This window comes from Glaesserella parasuis, assembly GCF_002015085.1.
GTDB classification, from domain to species: domain Bacteria; phylum Pseudomonadota; class Gammaproteobacteria; order Enterobacterales; family Pasteurellaceae; genus Glaesserella; species Glaesserella parasuis.
The window spans coordinates 67382-90557 of sequence record NZ_MUXW01000003.1 but is presented as its reverse complement, the minus strand read 5'-3'; the positions used below and the strand labels follow the sequence as shown (position 1 = coordinate 90557).

The 23176-nt window shown below is 39.4% G+C and carries 25 protein-coding genes; 15 read left to right on the top strand and 10 right to left on the bottom strand.

Annotated elements, in window-relative coordinates; translation table 11 throughout:
• Positions 1-95: 95 nt before the first annotated feature.
• Positions 96-701 (bottom strand): recombination mediator RecR, encoded by a 606-nt coding sequence (recR, locus tag B0183_RS01935; protein WP_005712067.1) that lies wholly within the window; start codon positions 699-701, stop codon positions 96-98.
• A 66-nt stretch (positions 702-767) separates the two neighbouring features.
• Positions 768-1097, bottom strand: coding sequence for a YbaB/EbfC family nucleoid-associated protein (locus tag B0183_RS01930; protein ID WP_005712069.1), 330 nt, complete (start codon positions 1095-1097; stop codon positions 768-770).
• 159 nt (positions 1098-1256) lie between these two features.
• Between B0183_RS01930 and B0183_RS01925 the strand changes: the two genes are divergently transcribed.
• The 6 genes from B0183_RS01925 to spoT all read left to right on the top strand — a co-directional run bounded on the left by B0183_RS01925 (position 1257) and on the right by spoT (position 8205).
• Entirely contained in the window at positions 1257-1919 is a 663-nt protein-coding gene (locus B0183_RS01925; RefSeq protein WP_021111046.1) for a pseudouridine synthase, read from the top strand.
• Positions 1920-1983: 64 nt separating this feature from the next.
• Entirely contained in the window at positions 1984-3000 is a 1017-nt protein-coding gene (galE, locus tag B0183_RS01920) for a UDP-glucose 4-epimerase GalE (protein ID WP_035520529.1), read from the top strand.
• A gap of 2 nt (positions 3001-3002) precedes the next feature.
• Positions 3003-4274, top strand: coding sequence for an AmpG family muropeptide MFS transporter (locus B0183_RS01915; protein ID WP_078208246.1), 1272 nt, complete (start codon positions 3003-3005; stop codon positions 4272-4274).
• A 114-nt stretch (positions 4275-4388) separates the two neighbouring features.
• Positions 4389-5339: a transaldolase gene (gene tal, locus B0183_RS01910; RefSeq protein WP_078208245.1), complete on the top strand. Its 951-nt coding sequence runs from the start codon at positions 4389-4391 to the stop codon at positions 5337-5339.
• A gap of 361 nt (positions 5340-5700) precedes the next feature.
• Entirely contained in the window at positions 5701-5982 is a 282-nt protein-coding gene (gene rpoZ, locus B0183_RS01905) for a DNA-directed RNA polymerase subunit omega (protein WP_015939584.1), read from the top strand.
• Positions 5983-6093: 111 nt separating this feature from the next.
• A complete protein-coding gene (gene spoT, locus B0183_RS01900; protein ID WP_078208244.1) occupies positions 6094-8205 on the top strand; it encodes a bifunctional GTP diphosphokinase/guanosine-3',5'-bis pyrophosphate 3'-pyrophosphohydrolase in 2112 nt (703 codons plus the stop codon).
• A gap of 7 nt (positions 8206-8212) precedes the next feature.
• On the opposite strand, the gene B0183_RS01895 is transcribed toward spoT, so the two are convergent.
• From B0183_RS01895 to epmA, 7 genes are all read right to left on the bottom strand, one after another.
• On the bottom strand, positions 8213-9013 hold the full coding sequence (locus tag B0183_RS01895; protein ID WP_078208243.1) for a glycosyltransferase family 2 protein: 801 nt from the start codon (positions 9011-9013) through the stop codon (positions 8213-8215).
• Positions 9014-9742: a UDP-2,3-diacylglucosamine diphosphatase gene (lpxH, locus tag B0183_RS01890; RefSeq protein WP_071610444.1), complete on the bottom strand. Its 729-nt coding sequence runs from the start codon at positions 9740-9742 to the stop codon at positions 9014-9016.
• 117 nt (positions 9743-9859) lie between these two features.
• Entirely contained in the window at positions 9860-10387 is a 528-nt protein-coding gene (locus tag B0183_RS01885) for a DUF1523 family protein (protein ID WP_078208242.1), read from the bottom strand.
• A gap of 39 nt (positions 10388-10426) precedes the next feature.
• Positions 10427-11209, bottom strand: a complete 783-nt coding sequence (locus B0183_RS01880) for a TatD family hydrolase (protein ID WP_016527622.1) — start codon at positions 11207-11209, stop codon at positions 10427-10429.
• A gap of 13 nt (positions 11210-11222) precedes the next feature.
• Positions 11223-11720: a GNAT family N-acetyltransferase gene (locus B0183_RS01875; RefSeq protein WP_021112650.1), complete on the bottom strand. Its 498-nt coding sequence runs from the start codon at positions 11718-11720 to the stop codon at positions 11223-11225.
• On the bottom strand, positions 11721-11999 hold the full coding sequence (locus B0183_RS01870) for a type II toxin-antitoxin system TacA family antitoxin (protein ID WP_005714674.1): 279 nt from the start codon (positions 11997-11999) through the stop codon (positions 11721-11723).
• A gap of 53 nt (positions 12000-12052) precedes the next feature.
• Positions 12053-13033 carry an elongation factor P--(R)-beta-lysine ligase gene (gene epmA, locus B0183_RS01865; RefSeq protein WP_035495957.1) on the bottom strand — a complete coding sequence of 327 codons (981 nt, stop codon included), beginning with the start codon at positions 13031-13033 and terminating at the stop codon, positions 12053-12055.
• Between the two features lie 139 nt (positions 13034-13172).
• Here epmA and B0183_RS01860 point away from each other — a divergent pair.
• Positions 13173-13936 (top strand): IS5 family transposase gene (locus tag B0183_RS01860; RefSeq protein ID WP_106406633.1). Its coding sequence is split into 2 segments (ribosomal slippage): positions 13173-13593 and positions 13593-13936, totalling 765 coding nucleotides; the frame shifts between segments, so codons are not numbered across the junction.
• A gap of 99 nt (positions 13937-14035) precedes the next feature.
• On the opposite strand, the gene B0183_RS01855 is transcribed toward B0183_RS01860, so the two are convergent.
• A complete protein-coding gene (locus B0183_RS01855) occupies positions 14036-14377 on the bottom strand; it encodes a ComEA family DNA-binding protein (protein WP_021112680.1) in 342 nt (113 codons plus the stop codon).
• A gap of 257 nt (positions 14378-14634) precedes the next feature.
• Here B0183_RS01855 and B0183_RS01850 point away from each other — a divergent pair, with 257 nt between their 5' ends.
• The 8 genes from B0183_RS01850 (at position 14635) to B0183_RS01815 (ending at position 23102) form a co-directional block, all read left to right on the top strand.
• A complete protein-coding gene (locus B0183_RS01850) occupies positions 14635-15900 on the top strand; it encodes a LysM-like peptidoglycan-binding domain-containing protein (RefSeq protein ID WP_021112664.1) in 1266 nt (421 codons plus the stop codon).
• A 59-nt stretch (positions 15901-15959) separates the two neighbouring features.
• Positions 15960-16358, top strand: a complete 399-nt coding sequence (locus tag B0183_RS01845) for an MliC family protein (RefSeq protein ID WP_005714011.1) — start codon at positions 15960-15962, stop codon at positions 16356-16358.
• Between the two features lie 8 nt (positions 16359-16366).
• Positions 16367-17419: a lipopolysaccharide heptosyltransferase II gene (waaF, locus tag B0183_RS01840; protein ID WP_078208241.1), complete on the top strand. Its 1053-nt coding sequence runs from the start codon at positions 16367-16369 to the stop codon at positions 17417-17419.
• A gap of 95 nt (positions 17420-17514) precedes the next feature.
• On the top strand, positions 17515-18102 hold the full coding sequence (locus B0183_RS01835) for an FMN-dependent NADH-azoreductase (RefSeq protein ID WP_021111029.1): 588 nt from the start codon (positions 17515-17517) through the stop codon (positions 18100-18102).
• Positions 18103-18272: 170 nt separating this feature from the next.
• A complete protein-coding gene (locus tag B0183_RS01830; RefSeq protein WP_078208240.1) occupies positions 18273-19931 on the top strand; it encodes a phospho-sugar mutase in 1659 nt (552 codons plus the stop codon).
• A 130-nt stretch (positions 19932-20061) separates the two neighbouring features.
• Positions 20062-21069 (top strand): TrmH family RNA methyltransferase, encoded by a 1008-nt coding sequence (locus tag B0183_RS01825; protein ID WP_005714004.1) that lies wholly within the window; start codon positions 20062-20064, stop codon positions 21067-21069.
• Between the two features lie 202 nt (positions 21070-21271).
• A complete protein-coding gene (ispB, locus tag B0183_RS01820) occupies positions 21272-22255 on the top strand; it encodes an octaprenyl diphosphate synthase (protein ID WP_021112652.1) in 984 nt (327 codons plus the stop codon).
• Positions 22256-22355: 100 nt separating this feature from the next.
• Positions 22356-23102, top strand: a complete 747-nt coding sequence (locus B0183_RS01815) for an epoxyqueuosine reductase QueH (protein WP_021114063.1) — start codon at positions 22356-22358, stop codon at positions 23100-23102.
• Positions 23103-23176: the final 74 nt, after the last annotated feature.

The following is a 23176-nucleotide window of genomic DNA, read 5'->3' as shown; positions in this document are numbered from 1 at the left end:
TGTGATAAATAGAGCTGAAATTCGGAATGGAATAAACCATCAGGACGGGAGCGTAGTTTACAGCAAAACGTCCTGATAGGCTAGTAAGAAATTATTTATAAAGAAATATCCCGTCTTCCTACAAATGAATGAGAAAGGCTTGTTCCGTCAACCATTTCTAATTCACTTCCGACAGGAATACCGTGTGCAATACGAGTAACTTTAATATTGTGAATAGAACACATCTCAGCGATATAATTTGCGGTTGCATCCCCCTCAATCGTTGAATTGGTTGCCAGAATCACTTCTTGAAAAGATTCTTCTTCTAAGCGTTTCTGTAATAAATCTAAACCAATTTCACGAGGCCCTATTCCATCTAAAGGAGATAGATGTCCCATTAATACGAAATAACGCCCTGAAAATTGCCCAGTTTGTTCAATCGCTTGAATATCTGCAGGCATTTCAACCACACAAAGTTGTCCGCTGATTTGGCGGCGGTAGTTTTGGCAGATAGCACACTCATCTTCTTCAGTAAAAGTTCGGCAAGATTTGCAATGTCCAATGTGAGTCATTGCTTCGCTCAATGCTTTAGCTAAATTCACACCGCCTGAGCGGTTACGCTGTAAAAGATGATACGCCATACGTTGTGCAGATTTTGGGCCGACTCCAGGCAATACACGCAGGGCTTCCATAAGATTTTCAAGTAAAGGGCTACTTTGCATAAGTGATATGATATAAATAGTAGCAGGGGCAATTTGCCCCTACTTTTAAACTGATTAACTAGATAATTAGAATGGGAACTTCATTCCTGGTGGTAATTGCATACCCGCAGTAACACTTGCCATTTTCTCTTTTTGCATTTCATCAGCACGGCGAACCGCGTCGTTGAATGCAGCAGCAACTAAATCTTCCACCATTTCTTTATCATCTTCCATTAACGATGGATCGATTTCGATACGACGACAATTATGCGCACCATTAATTGTCACCTTCACCAAGCCAGCTCCTGATTCGCCAGTTACTTCTAATTGTGCAATCTCTTCTTGCATTTTTTGCATACGCTCTTGCATTTGCTGAGCTTGTTTCATTAAGCCGCCCAAGCCACCTTTTCCAAACATGTTATGACCCCATTAGATATTAATAAAAGAATAATTAACATTCTACTGAAGCAGTTTAGTCGGCGCAAGTGATAAAATTGGCTCTCAGCTTTCTATTGTTTTAATAGCTTAGTATGGATAGAATCCAGCAACTTCTCTAAAACTTTTCTAAAAATCATTATGTTTAAACTCAAATCTGCCTTAATTAGACCAGTACAACGTATTAATAACGCCAAACTGACTTTTGATGAAACAATAGTTGTTTTAGTTAATAAACCTTACGGGGTCCTATCTCAATTTACTAACAATCAGGCATGCAAAACCCTGAAAGAATTTATTTCTATTCCAAATGTCTATCCTATTGGACGTTTAGATAAAGATAGCGAAGGTCTATTATTACTGACTAATAATGGTCAAATTCAACATCGTTTAGCAAACCCTAAGTTTGAAAAAGAAAAAACATATTGGGTTCAGATTGAGGGCATTCCTCAACCAGAAGATCTTAATAGATTAGCTAGTGGTGTAATATTAAAGGATGGCTTAACAAAGCCAGCTAAAGTTAAAATTATCCCAGATCCTCATTTTAAATGGCAAAGTGCCCCCAAAATTCGAGAAAGAAAAAATATTCCTACCTCATGGATTGAATTAAAAATTGTTGAGGGTAAAAATCGCCAAGTAAGGAGAATGACTGCTCATATCGGATTTCCAACATTAAGATTAGTTAGGGTTGGAGTCAGTTACTTCAAACTAGGTTCTCTGGCTCCTGGAGAATATTTAATTTTAGATGATATTCAAAAGAAGCTCTTATTTACAAAATTAAAATTGAGAGCAGTAAATCATTAAATTTTAATTAAAATTTGTATTATATCAGAATATAATCAACAAAAATTCATGACAAGGATAACATATGACAATTTTAGTAACAGGCGGAGCTGGCTATATCGGCTCACATACGGTGGTTGAATTATTAAATCAAAGCAAAGAGATTGTAGTATTAGATAACTTATCTAATTCATCTGAAATCTCTTTAGAGCGTGTTAAGCAGATCACAGGAAAATCCGTTCGCTTTTATCAAGGCGATATTTTAGATCGTGAGATGTTACGCCGCATTTTCGCAGAAAATCAGATTGACTCTGTTATTCACTTTGCAGGCTTGAAAGCCGTAGGCGAAAGTGTTCGAGAGCCGTTGCGTTACTACCAAAACAATGTGACAGGTTCAATTGTGTTGGTGGAAGAGATGTTAAAAGCCAATGTAAATACCATTGTGTTTAGCTCATCAGCAACGGTTTATGGCGATCCAAAAGAGATCCCGATTACTGAATCTTGTGAAGTGGGTGGAACAACTAACCCTTATGGCACATCAAAATATATGGTAGAATGTATCCTGGAGGATACAGCGAAAGCCTTCCCTCAATTTAGTGCGGTTGTATTACGCTATTTCAATCCTGTTGGAGCGCACGCAAGCGGTCTGATTGGCGAAGATCCTAACGGTATTCCAAATAACTTATTACCTTATATCAGCCAAGTTGCCGTAGGCAAATTGCAACAACTGTCTGTGTTTGGTTGTGATTATGAAACCCACGACGGCACTGGCGTGCGTGATTATATTCACGTTGTTGATCTGGCAATTGGGCATTTAAAAGCGTTGGAAAAACATCAAGATGATGCAGGTTTCCACGTCTATAATTTAGGTACAGGCACTGGCTATTCTGTGTTAGATATGGTGAACGCCTTTGAACAAGCAAACGACATTAAAGTGCCTTATAAATTGGTTGAACGTCGCCCTGGCGATATTGCGGTCTGTTACTCTAATCCACAAAAAGCTCTTGAACAGCTAGGTTGGAAAACGCAATACGATTTAACGCAAATGATGAAAGACACTTGGAATTGGCAAAAAAATAATCCAAATGGGTATAAGGGGTAAAAATGAGCGAGCAAGTAAAGGTTTCTCTTTGGCGGCAAATTTTCAGTTACAAAATGTTGCTCTGCGTATTTACAGGGTTTACATCTGGCTTGCCGTTATATTTTATCTATCAATTAATTCCAGCGTGGCTTCGCTCTGAACAGGTAGATTTAAAAACCATTGGTTTTTTTGCTATCGTTGGTTTGCCTTACACTTGGAAATTTTTAGTTGCTCCACTGTTTGACCGCTATTACCCAAATTTCCTTGGTCGTCGCCGTAGCTGGATGTTTTTCACGCAGATAGCTCTATTGGGGTTAATTGCTTGCTTCGGCTTCTTCAATCCAGCACAAGATATTAAACCCGTAATGATGTTAGCCATTGCAGTTGCCTTTGTGTCTGCGGTACAAGATATTGTGGTTGATGCTTATCGCCGTGAAATTTTGTCTGATGAAGAACTGGGTTTAGGTAACTCTATTCATATTAACGGCTATCGTATTGCTGGGTTAATTCCAGGTGGGTTAGCGTTGATTGTTTCTGACCACTATCCTTGGGAAACAGTCTTTTTGTTTACCGCACTCTTTATGATCCCTGGGATTATTCTGAGTTTATTCTTAGCGAAAGAGCCAACAATTTTACAAGATAACCGCAATCTTCCTTTCCACGAAGCCTTTGCTATTCCATTCAAAGAGTTCTTCCAACGTAAAGGTTTATGGGCTGCGGTTGGCACACTCACTTTTATATTGCTTTATAACTTAGGCGACTCCTTTGCGGCTACCTTACAAAGTGCCTTTATTCTGGATATGGGCTTTAGTCGTACTGATTTAGGCACCGCAGTCAAAATCAATGGGCTATGGGCTTCTATTGTGGCGGGCATGGTGGGTGGCGTGCTGATGTTGCGTATTGGCGTAAATCGCTCTTTATGGATTTTCGGTGTGTTCCAAATGCTAATGTTACTCGGCTTTGCGTGGCTTGCAAGTCACGGTAAGTTTGAAACAATCGGCGCTTACGAACGCTTTGCTTTATCTGCGGTCATTATTGGTGAATATATCGGAATTGGCTTAGGCACAGCTTGCTTTGTTGCCTATATTTCTCGTGAAACAAATCCACTTTATACAGCGACACAATTTGCGATTTTCACCAGCTTAACCGCGATTCCAAGTAAATTGATTGGTGCGACATCTGGGGCATTAGCTGAGAGCGTTGGCTTCTACCATTTCTATTGGATCTGCTTTTTCTTAGCGATTCCAGGAATGTTATGTTTGTTTTGGGTAGCACCTTGGAATGAAAAGAAATAGTACCCAGTTAACATATTGTAAAATATAATCTCGTTACTTAATTCATACTAGGTGCTTTAAGCAGTTACTGTTATTATTACAGGCGGTGTTTTTTATATTATAGAGGAACTTTTTATGAACCAACTAGATGCTTTACGTCAAATGACTGTCGTAGTTGCGGATACCGGTGATATTGATGCAATCAAAGCGTATCAACCAGAAGATGCAACAACAAACCCATCATTAGTTTTAAGTGCATCTGCACTACCTCAATATGCTCCATTAATTGATGAAGCGATTGCTTATGCAAAAACAAAAAGCAATGATAAAGCACAGCAACTGATTGATGCAGAAGATAAATTAGCAGTAAATATCGGTTTAGAAATTTTAAAAGTGGTGAAAGGTCGCATTTCAACAGAAGTGGATGCTCGCTACTCTTACGATACTGAAAAAACGATCGCAAAAGCGCGCAAATTAATTGCTTTATATAATGAAGCAGGTATCAGCAACGACCGTATTTTAATTAAAATTGCTTCAACTTGGCAGGGTATCAAAGCGGCTGAGCAGTTAGAAAAAGAAGGGATTAACTGTAACTTAACACTATTATTCTCACAAGCTCAAGCGCGTGCTTGTGCGGAAGCTGGCGTTTACTTAATTTCGCCATTCGTAGGTCGTATCCTTGACTGGTACAAAGCAAATTCTGATAAGAAAGAGTATGCACCAGCAGAAGATCCAGGCGTGGTTTCAGTAACTTCAATCTATAACTACTACAAACAACACGGTTATAACACAGTGGTAATGGGTGCAAGTTTCCGTAACGTAGGCGAAATCACAGAATTAGCCGGTTGCGACCGCTTGACGATTGCACCAGCATTATTAAAAGAGTTACAAGAAAGCGAAGCACCTTTAGTGCGTAAATTAGAGTACAAAGGTGAGGTGAAAGCTCGTCCAGCACCAATGACTGAAGCTGAATTCTATTGGGAACATAACCAAGATGCGATGGCAGTTGAAAAATTAGCGGAAGGTATCCGTAAATTTGCGATTGACCAAGAGAAATTAGAAGCAATGCTTTTAGCGAAGTTCTAATTATTCTTTAGATTAACAGCCCCGAAATATAATCGGGGCTTTTATTTGATTCGATATGACAAATATGGTTCTCTCCAATTATCTGATAGAGGAAAATAGTGGAGCAATGATATTCCTACAATTTTCGTTCCAATGAAAACCGATAACCTAAGATACACTAAAATGAGAAAACAGCGAGGAGAGATAAAATAGGCTATATGAGTTTATATCTTTTACAAAATTTAACTACAGCAAAATTATTTACAAATAGAGCTATTATCTCTATAAAGATTTCCCTCTCTATCATTGCCAGCCTTATACAACTTCTGTATAATCCTCACCCTTTTACAAGTTCAGAATTTTGCAAAATTTGGAGTAAACAATGGCTCGTGTAACCGTTCAAGATGCAGTAGAGAAAATTGGTAACCGCTTTGATTTGATTTTAACGGCAGCACGCCGTGCAAGACAGCTTCAACTTCACACTCGTGAGCCGCTTGTGGCTGAAGAGGGCGATAAACCAACGGTTATCGCATTGCGTGAAATTGAAGAAGGTTTGATTAATAATCAAATTATGGATCAACAAGAGAAATTTGATGCAATCGTGCAAGAAGTGGCAGAGAAAGAAGCTATTTCATTCTTGGCTGATGTGCAAGCAAATTCATAATTAGATCAAATTTCGTTAAAAATGGACAATGAAAAGGGTGATTTGCCCTTTTCATTGTCCATTTTTCGTTATACATTACGAAATCTCAGTTTTTGTTGTGTGAGGTGTAAAGTGCAGTTATTTGAAAGTCTTAATACCATTATTCAAGGTTATTTACCTGCGGATCAAATTGATATTGTGAAGCGGGCATTTGTTGTGGCTCGTGATGCACACGAGGGGCAATTCCGTTCAAGTGGCGAACCTTACATTACTCACCCTGTCGCTGTGGCGTGTATTATCGCCGAGATGAAACTCGATCACGAAGCGGTAATGGCAGCACTTCTGCACGATGTAATTGAAGATACACCTTACACCGAAGAACAGCTTGCCGCAGAGTTTGGCACAAGCACCGCAGAAATTGTGCAGGGCGTATCAAAACTGGATAAATTAAAGTTCCGTACCCGCCAAGAAGCACAGGTAGAAAACTTCCGAAAAATGATCTTGGCGATGACCAAAGATGTTCGTGTGGTGTTAATCAAACTGGCTGACCGTACTCACAATATGCAAACACTTGGGGCATTGCGTCCGGATAAACGCCAACGCATTGCGAAAGAAACCCTTGAAATCTACACACCATTGGCTCACCGTTTAGGCATTGAACATATTAAAAATGAATTGGAAGATCTCTGTTTAGAAGCAATGTATCCTTATCGTTATAAGGTGTTAAAAGCAGCAGTCGATATGGCTAGAGGAAGCCGTCAAGGGCTGATTGAACAAATTTCAAAGGAAATTCAAATTCGCCTTGATGAAGTAGGGATTAAAGCCCGTGTGTATGGTAAGGAACGCCATCTCTATTATCTTTATGGACGTATGCTGCAAAAAGTACAACGTTTTAATTCTATTTTGGATATTTACTCTTTCCGAGTTGTTGTAGATAGTGTGGATAATTGCTATCGAGTATTAGGGCAGATGCATAGTCTATATAAACCTCGTCCTTTCCAACTAAAAGACTATATTGCGGTTCCTAAAACAAATGGCTATCAATCTTTACATACTTCAATGATTGGTCCTAAAGGTGTGCCTGTTGATGTATTAATTCGCACTGAAGAGATGGATCAAGCAGCTCGTTTTGGTGTTGCTGCATATTGGGGCTATCAAGAACAAGCTAATATGAGTGTTCAAGTCAGAACGCAACAATGGCTAAAAAGTATTGTGGAAATGCAACAAAATGTAGGAAATTCGGCAGAGTTTATCGAAAACGTTAAATCTGATCTGTTTTCAAGCGACATTTATGTCTTTACTCCGAAAGGTCGTATCGTACAGCTTCCAGCCAATGCGACTGCTGTGGATTTTGCCTATGCGGTACATACTGATGTGGGCGACCGCTGTATTGGTGCAGTGGTCGATCATCAGCCGTATCCACTTTCTCAGCCGTTACAATCAGGGCAAACCATTGAAATTCAAACGGCAGAAAGTCCACGGTTAAATGCATTGTGGCTGAACTTTGTGGTCACGGCAAAAGCACGCTCTTGTATTCGTAACACCTTAAAAAACCAGCAGCGTACACAGGCAATTTCTCTTGGAAGACGACAATTATTGCTCTCACTTAATACCTCTAATTTTGAACATCTTGATCCCGTTGTAATTGAGGCATTGCTAACAGATCTACAATTATCCAATTTTGATGACCTATTAGCCGAAATCGGTTTGGGTAATCAAATTAGTGGAGTGATTGCTCAACGCTTATCTAGTAAGACCTTAGAGATTGATACAGACGGTAATCCTGAAAATAATCAATCTCTTGCAATCCAAGGGGTAGATAGCGGTTTGATTAGCTTTGCGAAATGCTGTTTACCTGTCCCTGGTGATGAAATTATTGCGCATATCAGTTCGGGCAAAGGGTTAATGGTTCACTGCTTAACGTGCCGCAATGTGAAAGAAGCTGCGACGGATCACCGTCACTATATGCCGGTAAGCTGGGAAATTGCTAAAGATAAATCCGTTGAATTTGAAGCAGAAATCGTGGTTGATATTCTCAACCAACAAGGCATTCTAGCAGGGATTACTTCTACGATTGCCAAAATGAACAGCAATATCCTTGATATTCACAGCCAACAGCGAGAAGGTGGTGTGTATCAAGTGAAATTATTGGTCAGCGTGAAAGACAGAACACATCTTACCGAGATTTTAACTAAACTTAGTCATCTTGTTGGGGTTGTCAAGGCAGTTAGAGCAATGGCCTAACTTCAATCTAAGCAATATCCTCACGAGTTAATACAAGCGGATATATTCCTGCCTGTTCTTGCTTAAGATGGTGGACTAATGCGGTGATTTGTTGGCAAATATTGTCTGTCACCGCATTGGCTTGAGCCATTTTCTCTTCTGTTACATTTTCAGGGTGTTTATTAAAGAGAACTGCGTCAAGCAAACGTTCTGCGTGCATACCGTCACGGCAGTAATGTAATACGCCCACTTCAGTAAATGCCGTTGCGACATAGCTGATTTTGGTCGTTGCAATGCCTAAAGCACCATCTTCACCGCCCAGTTCCCTAAATAGTTGATATTGTGGAAAACCGCCACAAGCAAGGAGGAATGCACGGCGAAAGACCACATTTCCACCACAGGTCATTCGCATATGTTGCCACGCATACTCAAAATTAGGGTGAGAAGCATAGCGTTCTGCAATACCAACAGGCTTTAAGGCAAGGCGAACTACCATTGCTTCAGGACGGAAATGGAAAATTGCTTCGGCAACTTGCAATGCCCCATTTTCATAAGCATCATCGGCATCAAGAAAAGCGATAACCTCTGCATCACTTTGTAACGCCCCCCAATTTCGAGCCTTTGCAACACCGCTATTTCGAGGCATCTGTTCAACTCTAATCTTATGTGGAACTTGTGCTTCAAACTGTTTGGCAAGGGCAAAGGTGTTATCGGTAGAAGCATCATCAATGATCCATAATGTGCCTAATTCAGCTTGGTTAAGCACACTTTGTACTGCTTGTTGAAGGGTCTGTTCTGCGTTATAGCACGGGATAATCACATCGATCATTTAACGTTCCTCATTAAAAGCAAAACCTTGAGGTGATACAGATAAAATAGATGCAGTTTTCCCCCAATCGCCAAGGACTATGCGAGTGAATGTGCGGTCAGATTTTGCAAAATTTTTACTAAAATGCACCGCTTGTCTGTGAGTATGTCCGTGAATAAGCCATTCAGCGTGATAGTTATCCACAACTTGAGCAGTAAATTCAGGATTGACGTCCATAATTTCAGCCGACTTTTGTTGTTTGTCTGCACGGCTTTTAGCTCGGATTTTTTGAGCGATATGAATACGCAGGTTGAGTGGTAAGCAGAGAAATAGCCATTGTCGCCATTTTTGATGAACTTTTTGGCGGAATTGTTGATATTTAATATCATCAATACAAAGAGTATCACCGTGACAAATTAAGGTTTTTTTACCATATAAATCAATCAGTTGATAATCAGGTAATAAAGTCATTCCTGTGGCTTTAGCAAAAGCTTTACCAATCAGAAAGTCACGATTGCCGTGAATAAAGTAGCACGGAATGCCTTGATCTGTAAGCTGACGAATGGCGTGTTTCACTTTATCAATTAAAGGCGATTGCTCATCGTCACCAATCCAGAAATCAAACAGATCCCCTAAGATATACACTGCTTCAGCAAGCGGTGCTTTTTCTGTCATAAATTGCAAAAACAGATCCGTCAATTCGGGTTGATTGTCGTTAAGATGAAGATCGGCGATAAAGTAGGTGGTCATTGTTTTTTGTTGTTATGATATGGAATGCCTTGAATGTAGGGACACACTGCGTGTGTCCACAATATCTTTTTATTATGTGAAACCGTGACGGACACACGCAGTGTGTCCCTACACTAATTATTTTTCGCTATCAAACCACCCACGAATAAACTGCACAGACAAGAAGAACGTCAATGCAAAGAAAGCATATAAAATATAGCTTACCCACGGTTTTGATACACTCTCACCTTCTGCAAGTGGTGTGATTGACACGATATTTCTAAATTCATTCAACCAATTAATTCGCCAGCCGTAGTATTTAATTTGTACCATCTGTTTTTCGTTCGCATAGGCTTGTGCTTTTGCTTGAATATCGGCAGAGCCAAATTTGAAATAGAGCGGTAATCCCCAGCCTGTATCTTCATTACGATACACCATTACCGCTTTGGTATCAGGGTGTTCGGTGAAAAGAAAATACACATCACGCACTTCGCCATCTGCTGGATTTGATTTGCTGATTACCCCATCTTTATCCATACGACGTACTTCCATTCCTGTAATCATTGTTTGTTCATAGCTAGGAAATGCATAGTTGACTGCACCGACTAATACAATGTGTAACGAGAGTGAAACTAAAATTAGAAAGTATTTAAACATTGCTCTCATAAAAAATCCTTATCCGAAAGTTCGGCATTAATATAATCATTAAATTTTAAACAATTTTCGCACGTTTTGCGTAGTAATGTTAGCAAATTCTTCTAAAGATACGCCTTTTAATGTTGCCACATATTCACACACTTCTCGAACATAAGCTGGCTGGTTAGGTTTACCACGATAAGGGATCGGCGCGAGATACGGAGAGTCGGTTTCGACTAACAGACGATCAAGTGGTACTTTCCGCACCACATCTCGCAATTCTTCAGCATTACGGAAAGTAATAATCCCTGAAATCGAGATATAAAAACCAATATCCAACGCACGCTTTGCCATTGCCCAATCTTCCGTAAAGCAGTGCAATACACCACCACACTGCTCGGCATTCCCTTGTTCTAAAAACTGCATTGTATCTTCACGAGCAGAACGGGTATGGATCACTAACGGTTTCTGCACCTGTTTTGCAACTTCGATATGTTGCTCAAACAACGATTGTTGTAGTGCTTTGGTTTCGGGCGTGTAGTGATAATCTAACCCCGTTTCCCCCACAGCAACAACTCTAGGATCTTGCACCAATGCTACCAGTTTATCATAGTCAAACGGTTCATCTTCCACGTTCAACGGATGAACACCACAAGAGAGGGCCACTTCACTACGATGAGCAGTGAGTTGCTTCATCGCTTCAAAGCGACCAAGTGTCGTACAAATCGAGATCATCTGCTGTACGCCACGCGCTTTGGCATTGTCGATCACTTCGTCCACATTTTTATGGCGAGTTTCATAGTCTAACGAGTCTAAGTGACAATGTGAGTCAATAATAAATAAATTGTTCAAGGTTATTCCTTTGTTATTTCCAATAAGATAAAGGGTAATATAAAAGTTTGTCGTTATCTGCATAAGATAAAAATCCATATTTTTGATAAAAAGCAGTGGCATTTTTATCTTTAGCATCTACGACTATCGCATAAGCAGCAATATCAGCATTGACTACTCGTAATATAGCATCAACTAACAGAAATCTTCCCAGCCCTTTGCCAATATACCTTTTATCTAATGCTAAACGACCAAGCCGAATGACAGGAACGCTAGGATAACGGGGGAGTTTTTTCTGTTTCTCAACTGGAAGATCTTTTAGTGAAATGCTAGAAGCAGCGAGAGTATAGTAACCTACTATAGTTTGATTTTCAGGATCAATTAACACAAAGCAATTTGTTACTCGTCTTTTGATGTCTTGAGAAACTTGCGTATAAAAATAGCTATTTAGCTCTTCAGAAGAAGAGCTAAAGGTGTTTCTTGGAATAGTCAAATCCGAAAATCGAATAAAAGAGAGTTTTGCAATATCCATCTATTTTTTACCAAAGATAGCTTGGTAATCTTGCATTGCCTTGAGCATATTTTCGTTTGGTTGATGTGGCTCAAGTAATGCGTCTGCCAAACGATGTTGATCTTCAAGTGATAAATGAATGATTTCCGAATCGGCAATCACCTTACGAGCGGCAGCTTGTAAATTTGTGATCATAAAATCGGTGAGCGTTATCCCTTCAATTTCTGCAGCACGTTTAATTAAGGCGTAAGTATCTGGTTTTACTCGAGCAGCTAGACGGCTCGTTGCCATTGTTGTCATAAAATCCCCCTGTTGTTTGAAATTGTACATCAGTTAGACGTACAAAATCAATTTTACGCCCTTTCCACCCCAAATGCCATCACTTGATCGATATTGTCAGCATTCATCGCAATCATCATTAAACGATCCACCCCCAAGGCGACGCCAGAGCAGTTTGGCATACCAGCTTTTAACGCTTCAAGGAAACGACTGTCTAATTGCTGTGGCGGTAAACCCATCGATTCACGCAACACATTATCTTGTTCAAAACGGCGAATTTGCTCTTTGGCATCACTGAGTTCGTGAAAGCCGTTAGCAAGTTCTAACCCTTTGTAATAAAACTCAAAGCGTTCAGCCACGCGGTGATCTTCCGTACTGATTTGAGCAAGTGCCGCTTGAGTTGCAGGGAAGTGATAAACTGCCGTTGGACGCTCTTTGCCAATATTCGCTTCGACCACTTCGCTAAATAAAAATTGCAGTAAAGTATCACGCTGTTCATCTTCATCACATTGCAAACCGTGTTCACGCGCTTTAGCCACAAGCTGGGCTTTGGTTGCAGAGAGTGGATCTAAGCCAACGTAGGTCTGAAATACAAATTGATAACTAAAGGATTCAGCAGGCTCACAATCTAAAATCTGTTGTAGCAGATCGTCCACTTCATTAATCAAACGGTACATATCAAAATGAGGGCGATACCACTCTAACATCGTAAATTCAGGGTTATGGCGTTTGCTGACTTCTTCATTGCGAAACACTCGACAGAGCTGAAAAATCGCCCCACTACCGCAGGCAAGCAGGCGTTTCATATGATATTCAGGGCTAGTAATCAAGTGTAAGGTTTTCGCTTGGCTTGAAAACGGCGATAAAAACTGAGTGCTAAAGGTTGAAAGATGTACGTCCGTCACGGAAAACTCACTCATCGCAGGTGTTTCAACTTCCAATACCCCACGCTCCGTAAAAAATTGACGGATCTCCGCCATAATTTTGGCTCGTTTCAATAAGTGTTGAATAGAGGCTGATGGTTTCCAGTCAGGTTGTTCTTGCAAATTTTCCATGAAATTGTACCGCTTGTAATAAAAGTGGGACATTATAGCAGAGTAAGTAGAGCGTGTTGATCTCCTAAGCCCAAAAAACAAACGACATAGAAATTTGGTATAATTTAGTTCGCCAAAACCTAACCATCCCATACAAACTATGTCGCTTAGAACCATTTTAACAGATAATCTTTGGAAACGCCTAGCCTATTTACTCGACCGTACAGGACGTGTTTATAATAAACCTGAACATCGTAATACAGTGGAAGGGATTTTATATCGTATTCGTAAGGGATGCCCTTGGCGTGATTTACCTGCTGAATTTGGCTTGTGGAACACGATTTATCGTCGGTTCAATCTTTGGTCTAAAAAGGGTGTTTGGCAAGAAGTGCTAAAATCATTTAGACAACATATTGATTCTGAATGGATTTTTATTAATCGCAGTGTCATCAAGGCTCACCAGCATTCAACAGGCGCAAGCGGTCAAAATCCGCAAGCGATTGGTAAAAGTGTGGCAGGTAATAGCACAAAAATTCATTTAGCGGTAGATAGTTGTAGAAATCCTATTGATTTTGTTCTGACGGGGGGGAAGTTCACGACAGTAAAGCTGCGTCTGAGCTTGAGGTATTGTTACCTGACAGTGAGACCATTGTTGCAGACAGAGGTTATGATTGTGAAGCCTTCCGAGCACTTATTTTGACAACAAAAGCAGTTCCAGTTATACCTCGCAGACGAAATTCAAAGGTGGGTAATCAGGATATAGACTGGTATTTATATCGTTATTGCCATTTAGTTGAAAATGCGTTTGCTTTTTTAAAACAATACCGAGCCATTGCGACTCGGTACGATAAGTTAGCAAGAAATTATGCGGCATCGCTAGCAATGATTTGTTGTATTCTCTGGGGGAGATTGTTGTTTGGTTAAGATTTAAACTCAAAAGATCAACAGCCCCTAGATGTTTGAATTTGACTATCTCTAAATAAGCCGTATATCAGGGCGAATAAAGATTCGCCCCTCATATGATTATTCAATCACAATACGATCTCGGTTTTTTTCAAGTGTCGCTTTCCCGATACCTGAAACTTCGGTGAGCTGCTCAACATTTAAAAACTTACCGTTTTTCTCACGATATTCCACAATTGCCTGAGCCTTTTTCGCTCCAATACCAACTAACTTATCTTGGATTTCTGAGGCTGTCGCAGTATTGATATTTACAACATTCGCATTTACTTTTTGTGTCGCTGCGACTTGTTGCATCACTACCGGTGTATGTTCTGTTGACGTAGTTACTTTTTCTTCAGCAAATGTTGTTGCAGAGAAAAGCCCAAATAAAAGACTGAATGTGTAACGAGAAAGTTTTTTCATAAATTACTCCTTAAAGGTTGGTTTAAATTGCACGCATACCTTACAAATCAAACAAACAGCCTGCAATGAGTAAAAATGTGTTTTTCGACGCAGATCGAAAAAATTGAAAAATCTTCTAGACAATACTGCTATTTTTTTGTTTTAGTAAAAAGTTAGCAAAAATAGCCAGCTTATTGTGAAATTTTTCTGAAAATCCATCAGAAATCCTTTAAAATAATACAATTTTTCCTTAAACTTAATCATTTGGGATACTCAAAATGAGCCAACAAAATTTACGTAAAGAACCTGTTTTTGGTGAGCCTAGCGCAGTAAAAACAGAGAACGAAAATTCGGAAAGCAAATTAACTCTCTCAGCACATAAACTTACTAAGAAGGTTAATTTTTCATTACATTCAACTAAATCGCCAGGACACACTTTTACTCCAGTAATGAAGCGTCCTGTAGGTGGTACTTTTTCTTTTGCTTCAATGGAAGAACAAAAAAATCAACAAGATTCAAAAGAGCGTACATTGGAGCAACAAAAAACATCTGCATTTATGTTTTCTCCTGTTGTCACCACAACAGAGGAGCCATTATCTGAAGCACTCCAAAAGGAAACAGAAACAACAAATGCCGAGCAACCAGCAATGACTACTCAAACTATAGAGAGAATTCTGCCTAGTTCTCAACCTAATTTTCAAAAATCAATCGCAGAAAAGGTACCATTTCAATCTCGCCGATTACTTCTTGTGGGAGCATTGGTATTGGCATCACTTTTGATTCTTTTCTTGTTAAAACCAAATACACCGGAAACACTGGAACAATTGGAACAAGATAATACTCTACCTATTGAATTCCGCCCAGTTGATGAAGCAGAAGCGAAGCGCGCAGAAGAAGCAAAAGCATTAACTATCCCACAAGCTCAAGTAGAGCAAGCTCCCCCGATATCTCCCCCCGTAAACACCGTAGAAACAATACTGCCATTAACAACGGGAGGTTCGACAGTTTCATCTAACGTTGAAAATGCTTCTATTACGCCTATTTCTGTAACAAGTACAGAAATTACAAAGCCTACTGAGGAAGTCGTAACAAAACCAACAAGTAGCGGAAGTGTGAGCTACCAGATGGAAGAAGAAAAATCAGAAGTAGAGAAAATTCAAGCTGAGAAAACTCGAGTAGAAAAAATTAAACCAGTTTCTGCTGTAACTCAAAAAGCAGAAGTCAACATAGAAAAAGAACAGCCTGCTAAAACAAAAGTGGTAGTCGTAACTGCTAAACCTGTTGTTACATCAGCTTCATCTGGCTTTATTTCAAGCAAGACATTAACGATTCCAAAAGGTGTGTCTTTAATGCAGGTTTTCCGTGACAATCACCTAAATATTTCAGATGTAAACGCTATGAGCAAAGCAAACAAAGCGGTCAGCAATCTCAAAGTCGGAGAAAAAGTAACTGTTCGATTAGACAAAAATAGCCGTGTTGTTGAAATGAGAATAAATGCTGGAATTTATACTCGTCAATCAAATGGTACTTATATTTTTAAATAATAAATATTGAGGCAATAATATCATCATTGCCTCTCTCTATATTTAAAAGGAGATATGAGATGATATCCATAATAGTGAGGAAGTATTCTTCAATATATGCAATGATAGCATTGCTCTCTGCTTGTATGGTACCTGCTGTATCACCTGTTTCTCAACTTGAAAAGTCATTAATACCAACAAAAAATACCCAAATGATTGTTAAAATTAATGAACGTATTTATTACGAATATCTATGTGATAATAAACAAATCGTTAGGGTACAATATGACAACACAAAGAAAAATAGAGCTGTTGATATTACTTTTCAGCAAAGTACCCATACGCTTTATTCAAGTGTGACGAAAAAAGGCAAAAAATACAGCGATATCCGCTGGATATGGTCAGAAGATTTTGATGGCAAAGGCACATTGCGAGATAACCGCAATAAAATCCTTGCCGAAAACTGCGTGAAGCAATAGGAAGCATAATGAATATTTTAGTTATTGCACCTTCTTGGGTTGGGGATATGATGATGTCCCACGCCCTTTATCAACAGCTCAAAACCAACTATCCGAATTGCCAAATTGATGTGATGGCACCCGACTGGTGTCGCCCGTTACTTTCTCGTATGCCAGAAGTTCGCAAAGCGATTTCAATGCCAATCGGTCACGGCTCGTTTGCGTTATGTAAGCGGTACAATTTAGGCAAAAATTTGCGAAATCAATACGATATGGCAATCGTTCTGCCTAATTCATTGAAATCTGCTTTTATTCCGCTGTTTGCTAAAATTCCCCAACGTCGTGGCTGGAAAGGGGAAATGCGTTATAGCTTTCTCAACGATTTACGCACGAATAAAAACGACTATCCGATGATGGTACAACGTTATGTGGCACTTGCGTTTGAGCAAGGTAAAATCCCGACAGCAGAAAACTTACCGATTGCTTATCCTTACCTACAAGTCGATAGCGAGAAAATTGCACAAACCAAACAACATTTTGCTAAACAGTTTGAATATGCCGAAAACCGCGAAGCGGTTGGTTTCTGCCCAGGTGCAGAGTTTGGACCTGCGAAACGTTATCCCCATTACCACTATGCAACACTGGCTCAAAAACTGATTGAGCGAGGCTATTCCGTGCGTTTATTTGGTTCAAAAAAAGATGAAGAAGCCGGGGAACAAATTCGCAATAGTTTGCCTGAAGCCTTACAACGCTACTGTATCAACCTTGCAGGACAAACGGATTTAAACCAAGCTGTTGATTTAATTGCTGATTGCAAAGCCGTTGTCAGCAACGACTCTGGATTAATGCACATTGCCGCTGCTCTTAACCGACCGCTTGTTGCGCTCTATGGTCCAACTAGCCCGCAATATACGCCACCGCTCTCTAAATCTGCGGTGATTATCCGCTTGATTGAAGGTGGTTTAATTAAGATCCGCAAAGGCGAAGGGCAAGACGGTTATCACCAAAGTTTGATCGATATTCAGCCTGAAATGGTGTTGGACAAGTTAAATAATAAGCTGTCAAAAAAAAGTTCACTTTAATTCTTTTCATAGACGTTTTTTATTTTATTTCTCTAGCTATTTAGATAAAATAATCGTCGTTTATTAGGTATAATCGTTTGACCTTCGGAGTTGCAATGAAAAATATTTTAGTGATAAAGTCAAGTATTCTTGCGGATAAATCAAAATCTAATCAATTGGTTGATCACTTCAAGTCTCAAATTTCAGCTAATATTATAGAACACAACTTAGGTGAAAATCCGCTCCCGTATTATGATATAAATGCTGTATTAGATATACGAGGAAAATCACAAGATGATACTCAATATAATGCTCTGACTCTTTCTAATAATCTGATCAATGAAGTAAATCAATGCGATCTCATTGTATTTGCTGTTCCTATGTATAATTTAGGTATACCAGCACAGCTTAAGACATATCTAGACTATTTAACCCGTATTGGCGTAACTTTCCGTTATACAGAAAATGGTCATGAAGGTTTAATTAAAGGTAAAAAAGCTATTGTTGTGCTTACTCACGGAGGAGTCTATAGGGATACACCTACAGACTTAGCCAAAATGTATATGCATGCAGTTCTTAATTTTATTGGTATTTTTGACATCGAGTTTGTTTACGCGGAAGGTCTTGGCTATGGAGCAGAAATTTCAGATAAAGCTCTTGAAGCGGCTAAAGTTGAACTGGATCGTATTGCTCAAACATTCTAATTTAATGATAAATACACCGTCTAATTAGGCGGTGTTTTTATATGTAACCGTTTGTCTTTTATCCATATCAAATAACTACGCAATATTTACAAATAATCATTTCAATCTTACTGCTTTTCAGTTAGTTTATTACTGTCTATTTGTTTATCTTAACTATAAGGAAACTCACTATGGAAACTCTCTTTCAAGTAGCTCAAAATTGGTTAGATCAAGATCCTGATTTAGAAACTCGTGCAGAGTTAGAGCAATTGATTTCGCAAGCAAAAGCAAATGATGCGAAAGCTCAAGCTGAATTATCTAGCCGTTTTGATGGACGTTTACAATTTGGTACTGCAGGCTTACGCGGTCGCTTACAAGCAGGTTCAATGGGTATGAACCGTGTACTTGTTGCTCAAGCTGCGGGTGGTTTAGCAGAATTTCTAAAAGGCTATGACAAAGAGCCATCTATCGTGTTAGGTTATGATGGACGTAAAAATTCAGATGTGTTTGCTCGTGATACTGCAGAAATTATGGCAGCAGCAGGCATTAAAACTTACCTTCTTCCAAGAAAATTACCAACGCCAGTGCTTGCCTATGCAATCAAGTACTTTGACACTACCGCAGGTGTAATGGTAACAGCAAGCCATAACCCACCTGAAGATAACGGCTATAAAGTTTACTTAGGTAAAGCAAACGGCGGTGGTCAAATTGTATCGCCAGCAGACCAAGAAATTGCGGCTTGTATTGATAAAGTAGCTCAAGGCAGTATCAAAGACTTACCACGTAGCCAAAATTACACTGTATTAGATGATGAAATTGTTGATGCCTATATTGCAAAAACGGCAAGCCTTGCTAAAGAGCCACAAGTTGATATTAACTATGTTTATACGGCAATGCACGGCGTAGGTTATGAAGTATTGAGCAAAACATTAGCCAAAGCAGGTTTACCGCAGCCATCTATCGTTGCTGAACAAGTATGGCCGGACGGCACATTCCCAACAGTAAACTTCCCGAACCCGGAAGAGAAAGGTGCATTAGATTTAGCGATTAAAGTAGCTAAAGAGAGAAATGCGGAATTTATTATTGCGAACGACCCAGATGCAGACCGTTTGGCAGTGGCAGTACCAGATGCACAAGGTAACTGGAAACCTTTACATGGCAATGTTATCGGTTGTTTCTTAGGTTGGTATTTAGCAAAACAATATCACGCACAAGGCAAAAAAGGTATTTTAGCTTGTTCACTTGTTTCTTCCCCAGCACTTGCAGAAATTGCGAAGAAATATGGCTTTGAGTCAGAAGAAACATTAACGGGCTTCAAATATATCGGTAAAGTAAACGGCTTATTATTCGGTTTTGAAGAAGCATTAGGCTACTTAGTTGATCCAGATAAAGTGCGTGATAAAGACGGTATCTCTGCAGCGATTATGTTCTTAGATCTTGTGCGTAACTTGAAAAAACAAGGTAAAACCTTAGCAGATTATGCAGATGACTTTACTAAAGAGTTTGGGGCTTATGTAAGCGGTCAGATCTCTATTCGTGTTGATGACTTATCCGCAATCGGTAAGTTAATGACCGCATTACGCACTAACCCACCAAGCGAAGTCGGTGGTTTCAAAGTGGCGACTTTCTTAGATCATACGAAAACAGATCGTCAAAGCGATATTTTAGTGTTTGTGCTTGAAAATGGTAGTCGTTTAATCGCTCGTCCGTCAGGTACAGAACCGAAAATTAAGTTTTACTTAGATGCGCGTGGTACTGATCCGAAAAACGCGGAAGAGGTATTGACACAGTTCGATGCAAGCGTGCGTGCAATTCTTCGTCAAGAGCAATATGGTAAACAAGATTGCTAGTTGATTAAAATGTTAAAGCCAGATAGATAGTAAAAAGTGTTGGTTTTAGCTTTTCTATTACCGACACTTTTTATATTTCCGTTTAATATTCATTAATCACCTATCAAATGTAATTTTTATTAAGAAAATGATGAACAATAAATTCAATCCTAACCCCCCTAGTTTTAAGTCAGTAAAAGCATGCCAACCTCTTAAATTTAAAACGAAAAAATCTTCACTACAACAAGATTATGTTCAAACATCAAAAAATGAGCACTACAAAGACAAACCAAGTTTATCGATTTATACAACTGAAGCTAACAAATCTAGTAAAGAGGGCTTTGTAAAAGTCAGTGTAAAAGACAGAAACAAACCTATAAAAAGTAAAAGTGGTGCCCTATCTCCAAGAGCACCAGAAAAAATCCGTAATAATCGAGCCAGTGAAATGAAAGTTTATGGAGAACATGCTTGTTCTGCTATTTTTCAACAACGCCCTGAAGCTATCGTTCGTTTATGGATTACCTCTGAGTGTGCCAAAAAAACAGGAGCGTTATTAAGCTATCTTGCAGATCATAAAAAGGCATATCATTTAGTAGATACTGAAGAAATGCTGAGAGTTACAGGAACAGAGCATCACGGTGGTATGTGTTTATTAGTAAAAAAATCTACACCATTCTCGTTAGAAGGCTATTTACAACTGGAACGACAACATGATTGCTTAATACTATTAGATGGTGTAAATAATGCTCAAAATATAGGGGGAATTATACGTACTTGTGCCTTTTATGGAATAAAAGGCATTATTGTAGAAAATAATGACATACTGAATTCAAGTAATGCTGCTCGTGTTGCTGAAGGCGGTCTAGAATTTGTGTATCCCTTAGAGACAAAACATAAACACATTGCCTTAATGCAGTTACGTAAGGCTGGTTATCAAATTGTGCATTTAACTCGCCAAAGGCAAGCGCCACATTTATCTAGAATAGTATTATCTAAAAAGATTGTATTTGTTTTAAGTGAAGTTATATCAAATGAAGTTGAATATCCTGAAGATAGTATTGTTCAGCTCTCATTTGCTAATTCTCTCAATAGTGGGCTGAATGTGGCTGTAAATGCAGGGATTTTATTAGCGCAATGGTATCAAAATCATATGTTATAGCGACTAAATGATTTTACTCTAAAGATAGTCAGAGATGATTATTTATACTTATGTTGAGTCTAAGCATTAATTATGTCTATTTGTTCACATAAACCTTGCACTTTTCTGATCGGAACAGACCGCTTTTTTGCATTCTTTTTTTGATACGACGGAGCCATTGAGGTAAAATCTTGCCTTATTTTGTAACGAAAAGATAACGATAATGACAACGCAACTTTCCTTAGAGCAAATTTTAACTCTCGTCAAAGCAGATATGCAGGCAGTCGATCAGGCTATTCTTGCTCAAATTAATTCAGAGGTTGTTCTGATTAATCAACTTGGACATTACATTATTAGCGGTGGCGGTAAGCGTATTCGCCCGTTGATTGCAGTATTGGCTGCAAATGCGGTTGGCTATAAAGGTCAAGAGCATATTACCTGTGCGGCTTTTGTTGAGTTTATTCATACGGCAACCTTGCTACACGATGATGTCGTTGATGAGTCGGATATGCGTCGTGGGTGTGAAACGGCAAATGCCCGTTTTGGTAATGCGGCAAGTGTGCTTGTGGGTGATTTTATCTATACCCGAGCGTTCCAAATGATGGCAAGTCTGCGTTCTCTTGATGTGTTACAAGTGATGTCTGATGCCACTAATGTGATTGCCGAAGGCGAAGTTCAGCAATTAATGAACGTCAATAATCCTGAAACTACCGAAGCAAATTATATGCAAGTGATTTACAGTAAAACCGCTCGTCTGTTTGAAGCGGCAAGTCAATGCTCTGCGATTGTTTCAGGTGCGGATCAAGCGACTGTGATTGCGATGCGTGATTATGGTCGTTATCTTGGTACGGCATTCCAACTGGTTGATGATATTTTAGATTACAGTGCAAATGCTGAACAATTAGGCAAAAATATCGGTGATGATTTAGCCGAAGGTAAACCAACCTTGCCATTGCTACACGCAATGCGAAGCGGTAATCTGCAACAAGCAGCATTAATCCGTGAAGCGATTGAACAGGGCGGAAAACGTGAAGCCCTAGACGAGATTTTAGCGATTATGGCGGAGCATAAATCCTTAGATTACACAATGGAACGAGCAAAACAGGAAGCACAAAAAGCTGTTGATGCACTCGCCATTTTGCCAGAAAGTGAATATAAACAAGCGTTGATCTCATTGGCGTATTTGTCGGTGGATCGATCTTATTAAACAATTTTGTAGGGACACACTGCGTGTGTCCGCAAAATAAACCATATCTCATTTTTACAACGGACACACGCAGTGTGTCCCTACGTTTTATATATTAACAATGACAGAACAAACCAACCAACCCCAAGCCCACAAAGAAGCGTTACAACAAAAACGCAAATTAACTCGTAAAGGCAAAGATCCAAACGCCCCTTTTGTGCGTGAAAAACTAGAATTGCCAAATGGACACAACAAGCTCTTATTACACTCTTGCTGCGCGCCTTGTTCAGGTGAAGTAATGGAAGCTATTCACGCTTCAGGGATCGAATTTGCGATCTACTTCTACAATCCAAACATTCACCCACTCAAAGAATACTTGCTTCGTAAAGAAGAGAATATTCGCTTTGCGGAAAAACACGGTATTCCGTTTATTGATGTCGATGACGATTATGAAAACGACCGTAAAGAGTGGTTCAAGAAAGCAGAAGGTATGGAGTGGGAGCCAGAGCGTGGTATTCGTTGCACAATGTGCTTTGATATGCGTTTTGAGAAAACCGCAAAATATGCTCACGAAAACGGCTACCCTGTTTTCACGAGTTGTTTAGGGATTTCCCGTTGGAAAGATATGAACCAAATCAACGGCTGCGGACACCGTGCGGCAGCGGCTTATGATGATGTGGTTTATTGGGATTACAACTGGCGTAAAGGTGGTGGTTCACAACGTATGATCGAAATCAGCAAACGCGAGCGTTTTTACCAACAAGAGTATTGCGGTTGCGTTTATTCATTGCGTGACACGAATAAATGGCGTTTAGAAACAGGTCGCCAGCGTATTGAAATCGGTAAATTATATTATTCACCCGATTAAAAAGTAGGGACACACTGCGTGTGTCCATCATCAAGCGGTTAATTTTCAACAAATTTTTACAAATTTAAAAGAGG